The organism is Mesorhizobium sp., assembly GCF_004962925.1.
Lineage (GTDB): Bacteria > Pseudomonadota > Alphaproteobacteria > Rhizobiales > Rhizobiaceae > Mesorhizobium.
Genome location: NZ_SUEO01000037.1, coordinates 22,143 through 35,502, shown reverse-complemented (window position 1 = coordinate 35,502; position 13,360 = coordinate 22,143). Strand labels below are relative to the sequence as shown.

At 63.8% G+C, this 13,360-nt stretch carries 14 protein-coding genes; 4 read left to right on the top strand and 10 right to left on the bottom strand.

Translation table 11 applies throughout. The annotated features are described in order from the left end of the window. The 7 genes from E5W87_RS10720 to E5W87_RS10690 form a co-directional block, all read right to left on the bottom strand. Positions 1-551 (bottom strand): GntR family transcriptional regulator (locus E5W87_RS10720; RefSeq protein WP_292396791.1); only part of this gene is annotated, 551 nt, incomplete at its 3' end. An 11-nt stretch (positions 552-562) separates the two neighbouring features. Next, complete coding sequence (locus E5W87_RS10715) at positions 563-1,339, bottom strand: ABC transporter ATP-binding protein (RefSeq protein WP_292396789.1); 777 nt, start codon at positions 1,337-1,339, stop codon at positions 563-565. Continuing rightward, on the bottom strand, positions 1,336-2,022 hold the full coding sequence (locus E5W87_RS10710) for an ABC transporter permease subunit (protein WP_292396787.1): 687 nt from the start codon (positions 2,020-2,022) through the stop codon (positions 1,336-1,338). The genes E5W87_RS10715 and E5W87_RS10710 overlap by 4 nt, the downstream gene beginning before the upstream one ends. A 1-nt stretch (position 2,023) precedes the next feature. Continuing rightward, positions 2,024-2,743 carry an ABC transporter permease subunit gene (locus E5W87_RS10705; protein WP_292396786.1) on the bottom strand — a complete coding sequence of 240 codons (720 nt, stop codon included), beginning with the start codon at positions 2,741-2,743 and terminating at the stop codon, positions 2,024-2,026. 7 nt (positions 2,744-2,750) lie between these two features. Then, complete coding sequence (locus E5W87_RS10700) at positions 2,751-3,608, bottom strand: transporter substrate-binding domain-containing protein (RefSeq protein ID WP_292396784.1); 858 nt, start codon at positions 3,606-3,608, stop codon at positions 2,751-2,753. A gap of 33 nt (positions 3,609-3,641) precedes the next feature. After that, complete coding sequence (locus tag E5W87_RS10695; RefSeq protein WP_292396782.1) at positions 3,642-4,829, bottom strand: M20 family metallopeptidase; 1,188 nt, start codon at positions 4,827-4,829, stop codon at positions 3,642-3,644. A gap of 317 nt (positions 4,830-5,146) precedes the next feature. Further along, positions 5,147-6,148 (bottom strand): D-glycerate dehydrogenase, encoded by a 1,002-nt coding sequence (locus E5W87_RS10690; protein WP_292396780.1) that lies wholly within the window; start codon positions 6,146-6,148, stop codon positions 5,147-5,149. Positions 6,149-6,306: 158 nt separating this feature from the next. On the opposite strand from E5W87_RS10690, the gene E5W87_RS10685 reads away from it, so the two are divergent. Then, positions 6,307-6,864 (top strand): SH3 domain-containing protein, encoded by a 558-nt coding sequence (locus E5W87_RS10685; protein WP_292396778.1) that lies wholly within the window; start codon positions 6,307-6,309, stop codon positions 6,862-6,864. A gap of 70 nt (positions 6,865-6,934) precedes the next feature. Here E5W87_RS10685 and irrA read toward each other — a convergent pair whose 3' ends face one another. Beyond that, complete coding sequence (gene irrA / locus E5W87_RS10680) at positions 6,935-7,366, bottom strand: iron response transcriptional regulator IrrA (protein ID WP_292396776.1); 432 nt, start codon at positions 7,364-7,366, stop codon at positions 6,935-6,937. Between the two features lie 241 nt (positions 7,367-7,607). Here irrA and fabA point away from each other — a divergent pair, with 241 nt between their 5' ends. The 3 genes from fabA to fabI all read left to right on the top strand — a co-directional run bounded on the left by fabA (position 7,608) and on the right by fabI (position 10,286). Continuing rightward, a complete protein-coding gene (fabA, locus tag E5W87_RS10675; RefSeq protein ID WP_023802127.1) occupies positions 7,608-8,126 on the top strand; it encodes a 3-hydroxyacyl-[acyl-carrier-protein] dehydratase FabA in 519 nt (172 codons plus the stop codon). Between the two features lie 113 nt (positions 8,127-8,239). Continuing rightward, positions 8,240-9,460 carry a beta-ketoacyl-ACP synthase I gene (fabB, locus tag E5W87_RS10670; RefSeq protein WP_292396775.1) on the top strand — a complete coding sequence of 407 codons (1,221 nt, stop codon included), beginning with the start codon at positions 8,240-8,242 and terminating at the stop codon, positions 9,458-9,460. 13 nt (positions 9,461-9,473) lie between these two features. Then, a complete protein-coding gene (gene fabI, locus E5W87_RS10665) occupies positions 9,474-10,286 on the top strand; it encodes an enoyl-ACP reductase FabI (protein WP_292396773.1) in 813 nt (270 codons plus the stop codon). Positions 10,287-10,326: 40 nt separating this feature from the next. Here the strand turns inward: fabI and E5W87_RS10660 are convergent, their stop codons facing one another. Further along, positions 10,327-11,340, bottom strand: coding sequence for a class I SAM-dependent methyltransferase (locus E5W87_RS10660; RefSeq protein ID WP_292396798.1), 1,014 nt, complete (start codon positions 11,338-11,340; stop codon positions 10,327-10,329). Positions 11,341-11,444: 104 nt separating this feature from the next. Next, positions 11,445-13,360: polyribonucleotide nucleotidyltransferase (pnp, locus tag E5W87_RS10655; RefSeq protein WP_292396771.1), on the bottom strand; the 1,916-nt coding region annotated here is incomplete at its 5' end.

The window sequence follows — 13,360 nt, the reverse complement described above, 5'->3', positions numbered from 1 at the left end:
AACAGGCGCTGGTGATCGCTGACCAGCGGCTGGCGTCGGGGCCAGTGTGCCTCGGACCAGCGATAGAGCCACTCCATCTTGTCGGCCAAGAGCCCGTGGCGACGGATCAGATGCTGGTGCCCGGTCTGCTCGACGAAACTGGCATGGAAGCCGAGATCGGCCGCCACCCGCACATCCGTGCCGCCGTCATTCGCCGCCGGTAGGGCGGCAAAGGCCGCCTCGACCAGATCGGTACCGAGAGCGGCGCGACGTTGGGCGAGAATGCGGGCGGCCAGACCTTCGAACGCCGCGCGCAATGTGTAGATCTCCCAGATCGCCTGGGCATCGAGCACGGCCACGCGCCAGCTCGAATAGGGCGTGCGCGTCACCAGCTCCTGCGCTTCCATCGCGAAGAGCGCGGAACGCACCGTGCCACGGCCGAGACCGATGCGTTCGGTCAAGGTCAGCTCGGTCAGCACCGCGCCCGGCGCAAAATCGCCACGCACGATCGCCTCGCGCAGCCACTCGGTGGCCTGGTCCTGAAGGCTCTTGCGCTGAATTGGCTGACGCATGTCCGGGGTCCCTAGCGATTGCGGTCGAAATGGCCGCTGAGAAAGGCGCGGCAGCGCTCCGATGCAGGGTTGCCAAAGACCTGCCCGGGTGTGCCGGCCTCTTCTATCAGGCCCTGATGCAGGAAGACTACCTGCGAGGAGACCTCGCGCGCAAAGCCCATCTCGTGGGTGACGATCAGCATGGTGCGCCCTTCCGCGGCAAGGGCGCGGATCACCTTCAGGACCTCGCCCACCAGTTCCGGGTCGAGCGCCGAGGTGGGCTCGTCGAACAGGATGGCGCGAGGCCGCTGGGCAAGAGCGCGCGCGATCGCGACCCGCTGCTGCTGCCCGCCCGAAAGATGCGCGGGCCACGCATCGCGCTTTTCGGACAGGCCTACCTTTTCCAGGAGCGCCGTGGCCTCGTCCACTGCCTCGGCGCGGGGACGGTTCTGGACGAACAGCGGCGCCTCGATGACGTTCTGCAGGACGGTGCGGTGCGGCCACAGATTGAAGTTCTGGAAGACGAAGCCGAGATGTCCGCGCATCTGCCGCGCCACGGCCAGTTGGGCGCGCGACAGCCGGCCGCCCGTCGGGGAGAGGCTGTCCTCGCCCACCGACACCGTTCCGGCGTCGGGGATCTCCAGCATGGGGATGCAGCGCAGCAGCGTGCTCTTGCCAGAGCCGCTCGCGCCGATCAACGAGATCACGTCACCATCCTTGGCGACAAGGTCGATGCCGCGCAGCACCTCGTTGCTGCCGAAGCTCTTGCGCAGGCCGGCGATGGAAAGCGCGGTCGATGGCAGGGTCATGGCGTCTCTCCGAATTGCCAGGGCGAAAGGCGCCGCTCGGCCCAGGCCGAGAGCTGCGTCACCAGTAGCGACAGGGCGAGATAGATCGCCGCCGCGCAGAGGAATATCTCGACCGCCCGCCAGGTTTCCGAGACGGCGGCGCGGGCTATGCCGGTGACTTCCATCAGCGTGATGGTCGAGACCAGCGCCGTGGATTTGAGGATCGAGATCACCTCGTTGGAATAGGCGGGCAGCGCCTGACGGACGGCTATGGGCAGCGTGATGCGGCGCATGACCGTCAGCCGCGTCATGCCCGAGACGCGCGCTGCTTCGACCGCGCCCCTTGGTACGGCGCGCAACCCCCCGCGCAGAATCTCGGACGTATAGGCGGCATCGTTCAGGATCAGCGCCAGCAGCCCGCACCAATAGGGCTCGCGCAGGAAGGGCCAGAGGAAGCCGTGGCGGATGAAGCCGAAGCTCGCCAGCCCGTAGTAGATCATGAATATCTGGATGAGCAGCGGCGTGCCGCGGAAGGCGAAAACATAGGCCGAGGCCAGTGCGTTGCCGACCCTCGTCGTGCGCATGAGGTTGAGGATCAGCGAAAGGCCGAACCCGCCCGCAAGCGCCAGCATGCCGAGGTTGAGCGTTAGCGGCAATCCCTTGAGGAGCTGCGTGAGCATGCCCGAGAGAAAGGCGAAATCCATCTCAGATCCCGCCTTGCTCGTGGCCGCGCAGGCTGCGTCTTTCGGCGAGGCGGAAGACATGATCCGACAGCGTGGTGATGATGAGATAGATAATCGCACCGGCGGCGTAGAACAGGAAATGCTCCTGCGTGGTGCCCGCCGCGACCGCGACCTGGCGCATGGTCTCGACCAACCCCGTCACCGAGACAAGGGCGGATTCCTTGATGACCGACTGCCACTGGTTGCCCATGCCGGGAATTGCGGTGACCAGCGCTTGTGGCGCGATGACCCGCCGAAACAGGACCAGCCGCGTCATGCCGACCACGCGCCCAGCCTCGATCGTGCCCCGGGGCACGGCCTGATAGGCGCCGCGCAGCACCTCGGACTGGTTGGCGGCCGAGACCAGCCCGATCGCCAGCACGCCGGCCAGAAAGCCGCTGATGTCGAACGGCCCCGACAGTCCGAGCGCCGTGCCAATGGCCGTGACGACCTGCCGGCCGCCGAAATAGAACAGGTAGATCACCAGGATATCGGGCACGCCCCGGAAGACCGTGGCGTAGGCCTCGGCCAGCTTGCGCAGCGGCCAGTTGCCCGCCACCCGGGCCCAGGCGATGAGCGTGCCGAACGCCAACCCGCTCAGGAATGCCGCGACGGAGACGTAGAGCGTCATGAGGCCGGCGCGCGCGAGCGCCAGCCCCCATCCGTCGGGTCCGAAGCCTAGAAGGGTCAGATCGGCCTGCACCCTGGCCTCAGAGCGTAGGCGTCACGACCATGCCGAACCATTTTTTCGACAGCCCGACGAGCGTGCCGTCGTCCGACATCGACTTCAGCGCTTTGCTAAGAAGCCCGGCCAGCTCGGCGTCGCCCTTCTGGACGACGAAGGCCGAGCCGCGACCCATGACGCCGCCCGTGAAGGACGGGCCGGTAGCCTTGGCGGTTTCCGTGTTCTTCTCGAGGAAAGCCGAGACGTTGGTGACCGAGGCGATCCCGGCGTCGAGCCGCCCGTTCAGCAGATCCTGATAGACTTCCGGGCCGGTTTGATAAGTGCGGATCGTCACGCCCTTGTCGGCCAGATACTTGTTCAGGAAATCTGCCTGGATGGTCGAGACATGGACGCCCACGGTCTTGCCGTCCAGCACCCCGGCTATCGCCGCGATGGCGGCATCGGTGGCTTTCGGATCGTCGAGGTCGACGAAAGCGCCGATGCCCGGCAGTTCGACGCCGCTTTCCTTCAGCACGACGAAGGTCGAGCCACCGGTGGTGTAGGGAAGAGAGAAATCGACCACTTCGAGGCGTTTTTCGGTGACGGAGACCGAGTCGACCACCGCATTGTACTTGCCGTCGATGAGGCCCTGGATCATGCCGTCCCAGGCCTGCGAAATCACCTCATAGTCGAAGTCGGCGCGCTTGGCGATGTCGGCCAGCATGTCCAGCTCGAAGCCGTAGAGCTCGCCATTCGGACGGGTCATATTGAAGGGCGGGAAGGCTCCTTCGGTGGCGAAAACATATTTTTTGCGCCCCTGGGCAAGAGCTGTGGCGGGGGCAACGGCGAGCCCGGCAATGGCGGCAAGGCCTATGCGCAGGAAGGTGCTGCGGGTGATTTTCATGGCTGGGTCATCCTTGGGAGGAGGGTTGAGGGATCAGGAAAGAAGATCGACCGCCATGCGCGTGAGCGCGATGGCGCTTTGCCCGATGCAGGCTTCATCGGGCTGGTAGTCGGAGTTGTGGACGCGGTCGTCACGGCCGGGCTGGCCCGAACCGATGAATATCTGGACCGACGGCATGAGCTCGGAGAAATAGGAAAAGTCCTCGGCTCCGAAGCTCGTTCCCGGCTCGACCTGGGGCGTCGCGCCGAACTGATGGCCGAGCACGGAAACCGCACGATCGACGAGCGCATCGTCGTTCATCAGGGGCGGCGCGCCGCGCGCATAGTCGATCTCGACGGCGGCATTGAGCGCCTGCGCCGTGCCTTCGCAGATGCGCCGGAACGCGGCCTCGGCGAGATCGCGCGACCGCGGCGAGCGGCAACGCACCGTGCCCTCGAACATGCAGCTGTCGGGAATGATGTTCTGGGTCGCGCCGCCCTCGATATGGCCGATGGTCAGGACGGCGGACTGCGCCGGATCCATCTCGCGCGATATCACGGTCTGCAGTTGGGTGATGATGTGGGCGCTGGCGACGATCGGGTCGATGGCGGCATGGGGCCGCGCGGCATGGCCCGACTTGCCGCGCACCACCACCCTGAACTCGTCGCTCGATGCGGTGCTTGCGCCGCGGTTCAACAGAACCTGCCCCGCCGGCAGTTCCGGACGGTTGTGGAAGGCGATGGCCATGTCAGCATCTTTGGCGGCACCGTCCGCCACCATGGCCGCCGCGCCGCTCTCCTGCGTCTCCTCTGCGGGCTGAAAAATCAGCCGGACCGAGCCGCGCAGGCGCGGCGCCAGCGAGACCAGCGCATATGCGGCGCCGAGAAGCGAGGCGGTGTGAAGATCGTGCCCGCAGGCATGCATCCTGCCTGGAATGGTCGAAGCATAAGGCAGACCGGTCTGCTCCCCGATCGGCAAGGCATCCATATCGGCCCGCAGGATCAGGCAGGGACCGGGAAAGGCTCCGGAAATATCGGCCACGACGCCGGTGCGGCCGACGCCGGTGCGCGCCTCGATCCCGAGCGCGCCAAGCTCGGCGGCGACCAGGCCGGCCGTGCGGATCGTGTCGAAGCCGGTTTCTGGATGGGCATGGATGTCGCGGCGCAGTTCGATGAGGCGAGGCTCGATGGTGCGGATAAGTCCCTCGATCTCGGGGCCGGGGTCGTTGCGGCGGTCGGTCATCAGCTTTTTGCACTCTTGCGGTGGAAGCCCTTTGCTTGATGCTACTGCCGGCTATTGTCAAGGATCGACAATCGACGAGGCCAATCAGGAGTAGAATGATTTTCTAAAGCTACATGGGAGCTGCTCCGGGGCAGTATCCGGCAACCTTGTTCCCGCGCGACTGCACCGCGCGCAACTGGTGCCACAAACTTTTGCGTGAGACCGGGCGGGCGCACGAGATGGTTGCTCATGCCGGGCCATCCCAACCGCCTAAAGGCGGGGGCCCTGATCCCCTATCGGGACCCTAAAGTCTTGCTTCAGAATTGGACGGTGCCCGGTCACGTCCGCAGCGGCAGTACGCGGTCGGGCGGGCGATGGCCATCGAAGAAGGCGCGGATGTTGATGATCACCTTCTCGCCCATATCGATACGGCCTTCGAGCGTCGCCGATCCCATATGCGGCAACAGCACGACCTTGCCCTTGGCGGCGAGCTTCAGCAATTTGCTGTTCAGCGCCGGCTCGTGCTCGTAGACGTCAAGGCCGGCGCCGGCGATCTTGCCGTCCTGGATCAGCTTGATCAGAGAGTCCTCGTCGATGATGTCGCCGCGCGCCGTGTTGACGATGTAAGCGGACGGTTGCAGAAGCGCCAGCCGCCGCGCCGAGAGCAGATGGAAGGTTGCCGGCGTCGATGGACAGTTGACCGAGATGATATCCATGCGGGCAAGCATCTGGTCGAGGCTTTCCCAGTAGGTCGCCTCCAGCTCATCCTCGACCGCCGGCAACACGCGATGGCGGTTGTGGTAGTGGATCGACAGCCCAAAAGCCTTGGCCCGCCGGGCGACAGCGGTGCCGATGCGGCCCATGCCGACAATGCCGAGGCGTTTGCCCCAGATCCGCCGGCCGAGCATCCAGGTTGGCGACCAGCCCGCCCACTTCTTGTCGCCGGTCAGCACATTGGCGCCTTCCGCCAGCCGACGCGGCACCGCCAGCATCAGCGCCATGGTCATGTCGGCCGTGTCCTCGGTCAGCACGTTCGGCGTGTTGGTGACGGTAATGCCCTTCTTCGCTGCTGCCGCCACGTCGATCTTGTCAACGCCGTTGCCGAAATTGGCGATCAGCTTGAGGTTGTCGCCAGCCTGCGCGATCAGCGCAGCGTCGATATGATCGGTTATGGTCGGCACCAGCACGTCGGCTTCCTTGACCGCCGCGACCAATTCCGGCTGCGTCATCGGCCTGTCTTCGACATTCAGCCGGGCGTCGAACAGCTCACGCATGCGGGTCTCGACCGGATCGGGCAGCTTGCGCGTGATGACGACGAGGGGCCTTTTTCTGCCTGCCATTGTTTCCTCAAACCCAACCCTCGTTGAGACCTCTTTAACCAAGACAGGCGAAACTGGAGGCCGGTCGCGGTGCCAGTTCTCCATGTAACAAGAGGTTCCGCCGAAGACAAAGAAAAAGGGGCGCCAAGGCCGATGAGCCGGCGCTGAAAGGAACGAAAGTGTCTGGTTTTGCGTCGCTCCGCCTGACCATCAGCGCAGCATTTATCGGCGCTCTCCTTTATTCCCCGCTTGTGGCGGCACAGAGTGCGGCAGCACCGGCCCAGAGCGCAACGCTCGGGCCGAGCGGCCTGCCGCTGCCGCGTTTCGTCAGCCTGAAAGCGGGCCGCGTCAACTCCCGCGTCGGACCAGGCGTCAACTATTCCGTCGACTGGATGTACATGAAGCCCGGCCTGCCGATGGAAATCATCCAGGAATTCGACACCTGGCGTCGTGTGCGCGATGCCGACGGCTCGGAAGGCTGGATCAACCAGTCGCTGCTTTCAGGCCGCCGCACGGCGATCGTGGCACCCTGGCAGCGCGGCAAGGATGCCCGAATCAACCTTCTCAACGACGCGGAAAAGGATGCCAGCATCGTCGCGATCATCGAGCCGGGCGCCATGGGCACGATCAAATCCTGTGACGGCCAGTGGTGCGAAATGACCTTCGACGGCCACACCGGCTGGCTCGCCCAGTCGCTTGTCTGGGGCGCTTATCCGGGCGAACGGGTCAAAAACTGACCTCTTCTTGTCGGTTCGGGATCATGGTCTAGCGGGTGAGACGGTATCTCGCGGCCCAATGACGCGACGATCAATCGCGGTGTTTGGGGCGCAGCCTTACCACGATGTCGACATTGGCGATCTCCATGCCTTCCGGCGGCTCCGGCAGGTTGGAAACCGTGACAGGACCGCCGGCGATATCGAAGATCCTGTTCTCGCCTTCAATGTAGAAATGATGGTGATCGGAGGTGTTGGTGTCGAAATAGGTCTTCGACCCTTCGACGGCCAGGATGCGCAGAAGGCCCGCCTGGGTGAATTGATGAAGGGCGTTGTAGACGGTGGCGAGCGATACCGGCACGCCGGCGGCGATCGCCTCCTCGTGCAGTTCCTCGGCCGACAGATGGCGGTCGCCCTTGGCGAAAAGCAGATCGGCCAGCGCAATGCGCTGACGCGTCGGCCTCAGGCCAGCTTCGCGAACCCGCTTGTCCACAGCGACATTTTCCTTCCGGCAGCCCAGATCCATCTATCCGTCCAAGCTCACAGTTTCGCCCCAACGTATGCCCAGACTGGCAAAAAACGAACATCGACCGAAACTGGACACCCCCGACATATATTCTGTCGGCCGAATACGATCAATAGCGCGCATTGACCCAGGCAGACGGGCAGGTTAAGCGCAAACGCCGGTTTCCGGCCTGAAATAGATTGTGTTAGGAAACCAACGACAAGGGCGCACTACCGCCCGGACGATTACGGGGAAGAGATTGATGGCGGTTTCGAAATCCAGTTATGATTACGAAGAACTGCTTGCCTGCGCCCGCGGCGAGCTGTTCGGACCTGGAAACGCCCAACTCCCCTATCCGCCGATGCTGATGTTCGACCGCATCACCGAAATCAGCGAGACGGGCGGTGCCTTCGACAAGGGCTTTATCCGCGCAGAATTCGACATCAAGCCGGACCTGTGGTTTTTCGCATGCCACTTCATCGGCAATCCAATCATGCCGGGGTGCCTGGGCCTCGACGCCATGTGGCAATTGACGGGATTCTACCTCGGCTGGCTCGGCGAGCCGGGCAAAGGAATGGCGCTCTCGACCGGCGAGGTGAAGTTCAAGGGCATGGTGACGCCGTCGGTCAAGAAGGTGGAGTATGGCGTGGACTTCAAGCGCGTGATGCGCGGCCGGCTGGTGCTTGGTATAGCCGATGGCTGGCTGAAGGCGGATGGCGAACCCATATACGCAGCAACGGATCTCAAGGTGGGTCTGTCCAAGCAATCGGCCGCCGCCTGACCGGCGCCTGCACAGCGCCACGCGTGGGACGCGCAAACGAAGCTGTAGAACTTTAATTTGCGCATGATCCTTGTCCGACAGGTTTCGGGTTCATGCGCTGGAAGGAGTTGCGAATGAGACGGGTCGTAGTGACAGGCCTCGGCATCGTGTCGTCGATCGGCAACAACGCCAACGAGGTGCAGGCCTCGCTCCACGATGCAAGGTCCGGCATCAGCTTCTCTGATTCCTTCGCCGAACACGGCTTTCGCTGCCAGGTCTGGGGAGCGCCGACGCTCGACCCCTCCACCCTGATCGATCGTCGCGCCATGCGCTTCCTGTCGCAAGGTGCAGCCTGGAACCATGTCGCCATGGACCAGGCTATCGTGGACGCCGGACTTGGCGAGAACGACATCACCAATGAGCGCACCGGCATCGTCATGGGATCGGGCGGACCGTCGACCCGAGCCATCGTCGAAGCGGCCGAAACCACTCTCAAGAACGGCAGCCCCAAGCGCATCGGCCCGTTCGCCGTACCGAAGGCGATGTCGTCGACCGCTTCGGCGACGCTCGCCACCTGGTTCAAGATCCACGGCGTCAACTATTCGATCTCTTCGGCCTGCTCGACTTCGGCGCATTGCATCGGCAATGGCTACGAACTGATCCAGTGGGGCAAGCAGGACATGGTCTTCGCCGGCGGCCATGAGGATCTCGACTGGACGATGTCGGACCTGTTCGACGCGATGGGCGCCATGTCGTCCAAGTTCAACGACAGGGCAGCGGCCGCCTCGCGCGCCTATGACGTCGATCGCGACGGCTTCGTCATTGCCGGCGGTGCCGGCGTGCTGGTCCTGGAAGAGCTCGAGCACGCCAAGGCACGCGGCGCCAAGATCTACGCCGAGATCGTCGGCTATGGCGCGACCTCGGACGGCTACGACATGGTGGCGCCCTCGGGCGAAGGTGCGGTGCGCTGCATGCGGCAGGCGCTGGCGACCACCTCTTCGCCAGTCGACTACATCAACACGCACGGCACTTCGACGCCGGTAGGCGACTCCAGGGAAATGGGCGCGATCCGCGAAGTGTTCGGCGAGAAGATGCCTTTCATCACCTCGACGAAATCGCTGACCGGCCATTCGCTGGGTGCGGCCGGTGTGCAGGAATCGATCTACTCTATCCTGATGATGCAAGGCGGCTTCATCGGTGAAAGCGCCCATATCGAGAACCTCGATCCGGAATTCGAAGGCATGCCGATCGTGCGCACGCGCATCGACGACGCCAGGATCGATACTGTTTTGTCCAATTCGTTTGGTTTCGGCGGCACCAACGCAACGCTGATTTTCCAGCGCTATTCCGCATAAGGATTTGCCGACCATGGACGGATTGATGAAGGGCAAGCGCGGGCTTGTCATGGGTGTCGCCAACGATCATTCGATCGCTTGGGGCATCGCCCGGAAGCTCTCCGAACATGGGGCGGAACTCGCTTTCACCTATCAGGGCGAGGCCTTCGGGCGCCGGGTGAAGCCGCTCGCCGACAAGCTCGGCGCCTCGCTGGTCGTCCCTTGCGATGTCGAGGACAGCGCATCGGTTGCCGCCACCTTCGAGACTTTGGGTAATGCCTGGGGCGGGCTGGACTTCGTCGTCCATGCCATTGGCTTTTCCGACAAGAACGAGCTGAAGGGCCTTTATGCCGACACCAGCCGCGACAATTTCGTCCGCACCATGATTATCTCCTGCTACTCCTTCACCGAGGTCGCCCGTCACGCCGCCGCGCTGATGAAGGACAGCGGCTCGATGATCACGCTGACCTATGCGGGTTCTGTCCGCGTCATGCCGAACTACAACGTCATGGGCGTGGCCAAGGCCGGGCTGGAAGCCAGCGTCCGCTATCTCGCCAACGACTACGGCCCGCGCGGCATCAGGGTGAACGGCATATCGGCGGGACCGGTGCGGACACTGGCCGGCGCCGGGATTTCCGACGCACGCCACATGTTTTCCTACCAGCAGCGCAACTCGCCGCTGCGCCGTACAGTGACCATCGACGAAGTCGGTGGTTCCGCACTCTACCTCCTGTCCGACCTGTCGTCGGGCGTCACCGGCGAAATCCACTATGTCGATTCCGGCTACCACATCGTCTCGATGCCGGCGCTCGACGAGTTGAAGCAGGCCGACAACGGCCGGGAATAATTCAGCCTGTAGAAGATGCCTTGGTCCGGTGAACTCCGCCTCAGCGACGCGCCGCGAGAACCTTGAACATCCCGTCGCGAGCGATCTCGGCATGGCTGGAGAAGGCGGCCGCCAGCACCGGCTCATAGGGAAGCTGACGGTTCGCCACCATGAACAGCCGCCCACCCGGCTTCAGCGCCTTTGCCGCGGCGCGGATCATGCCGGCACCGATCTCCGGCTCGGTCGCGCGGTTGCGATGGAAGGGCGGGTTCATGACGATGGCCTCATAGCGGCGCTCGACCGGCTCGCTCAAAAGATCGATCCAGAAGAAATTGGCTTCCGCTGCTGTATTGCCGATATTGCCCTTCGCCGCCTCCAGCGCATCGAACTCCGCCTCGTAGAGATCGAGCGCCGATATACCAGGTGAGTGGGCGGCGACCTCGGCCGTCACATAGCCCCAGCCGGCGCAGAAATCGGCAATGTTGCCACGCAGGTCGCCCGGCAGCTTGCCCGCCAGCAATCTCGAACCTGCATCGATCTTGTCGAAAGAGAACATGCCTGGCGCGGTGCGGAAACGGCCCTCGACCAGAAGCGTTGGATTGGCGGCGGAAAGTGCGGCCGCGGCCGCGGTATCGGCCGGCCGACGGAACCAGAAGACGATGCCGTGATGTTTCGGCAAATGGCCATCGAGCGGCACAAGCTCGTCCATGCGCTTGCGCAGGCTGGCAATGCCATCGTCCTTGGCGCCGGCGACGACGATCAATCCGCCCGGCCTCACACGCTCAATCGCCTGAGCGATATGCAATTCGTTTTGCCCGCGATGACGGCCGGCAAGCACCAGTGCCGCATCGAAACCTTCGCCCTCCAGATGCGGCGTGACCGTGAAGCCGGCCCCCTGCAGCGCGCGAAAATGCGGGCGGAAGCCTTGCACCAGATGCAGTGCTGCATCGAAGCCTTCGGGCAGGCGGAAACCGGGTTCAGCGCCGAGAAAGAGGACACGCTCGCCCTTACGCGGCACGGAGACAGCCTCGGCCTCAAAGGGGTGGAACAGCGCTTCGATTATACCGCTTCGCATCGGCCCGAAATCGGATTCGATTTCGGAAAGCACGATGCGAACATTCAAAGCCTTAGAGCGTACTACTATGTGCGTCCATTTGGACGCACGTCGCTCTAAATCGCTCAGGCGGCGTCTTCTTCGCCTTCGGCCTTCTTGTCGCGGGCGATTTCCTTGCCCGTGGCCTGGTCGACGACCTTCATCGACAGGCGGACCTTGCCGCGCTCGTCGAAGCCCATCAGCTTGACCCAGACCTTGTCGCCTTCCTTGACGACGTCGGAGGTCTTGGCGACGCGATCGTTGGCGAGCTGCGAGATATGGACGAGGCCGTCACGCGGACCGAAGAAGTTGACGAAAGCGCCGAAGTCGGCGGTCTTGACGACCGTGCCCTCGTAGATCTCGCCGACTTCCGGCTCGGCGACGATGGTGTGGATCCATTTCTTCGCCGCCTCGATCTCCTTGGCGTTGGACGAAGCGATCTTGACCGTGCCGTCGTCCTCGATGTTGATCTTGGCGCCGGTCTTTTCGACGATCTCGCGGATGACCTTGCCGCCCGAGCCGATCACGTCGCGGATCTTGTCGGTCGGGATGTGCATGACCTCGATGCGCGGCGCGAACTCGCCGAGTTCGGAACGGGCGCCGGACAGCGCGTTGGCCATTTCGCCGAGAATATGCTGGCGGCCGTCCTTGGCCTGGCCGAGCGCGATCTTCATGATCTCCTCGGTGATGCCTTCGATCTTGATGTCCATCTGCAGCGAGGTGATGCCGTTGGCGGTGCCGGCAACCTTGAAGTCCATGTCGCCGAGGTGATCCTCATCGCCGAGGATGTCGGAGAGCACCGCGAAGCGCTCGCCTTCCTTGATGAGACCCATCGCGATGCCCGCAACCGGCTTGGCCAGCGGCACACCGGCATCCATCAGCGCCAGCGAGGTGCCACAGACGGTGGCCATCGACGACGAACCGTTGGACTCGGTGATCTCCGAGACGACGCGCAGCGTGTAGGGGAACTGGTCGGCGCTCGGCAGCATCGGGCGGATCGCACGCCAGGCGAGCTTGCCGTGGCCGATTTCGCGGCGGCCGGGCGAGCCCATGCGGCCGGTTTCACCGACCGAATAGGGAGGGAAGTTGTAGTGAAGGAGGAATTTCTCCTTGTACATGCCGGTCAGCGAATCGACATACTGCTCGTCCTCGCCGGTGCCGAGCGTGGCAACGACCAGGGCCTGGGTCTCGCCGCGGGTGAACAGCGCCGAGCCGTGGGTGCGCGGCAGGACGCCGACTTCGGAGACGATCTTGCGGACCGTCTTCAGATCGCGGCCGTCGATGCGCGAGCCGGTGTCGAGAATGTTCCAGCGCACGACCTTGGCCTGGAGTTCCTTGAACACAGTGCCGATCTGCTCGGACGTGTATTTTGCTTCCTCGCCTTCGGCGGGGGCGAACGCAGCCTTGACCTTCGCCTTGACGGCGTCGACGGCGGCATAGCGCTTCTGCTTGTCGGTGATCTTGTAGGCATCGCGAAGCTCGCCTTCGACGATCTTCAGCATCTCGGCTTCAAGCGCCGAATAGTCCGGCGCGGTGAAGTCACGCGGTTCCTTGGCGGCGACCTCGGCCAGCTTGATGATCGCGTCGATCACCGGCTGGAAGCCGCGATGGCCGAACATGACGGCGCCGAGCATCAGGTCCTCGCCGAGTTCCTTGGCTTCGGACTCGACCATCAGCACGGCGTCTGAGGTGCCGGCGACGATCAGGTCAAGCTTGGATTCCTGCATCTCGTCGACATGCGGATTGAGCACATATTCGCCGTTGATGTAACCGACGCGGGCGCCGCCGATCGGGCCCATGAAGGGGACGCCGGACAGCGTCAAGGCCGCCGAGGTGGCAACGATCGACAGGATGTCCGGGTCGTTTTCGAGATCATGCTGGACGACGGTGACGACGATCTGCGTGTCGTTCTTGTAGCCGTCGGCGAAGAGCGGGCGGATCGGACGGTCGATGAGGCGGGAAACCAGCGTTTCCTTCTCGCTCGGACGGCCTTCGCGCTTGA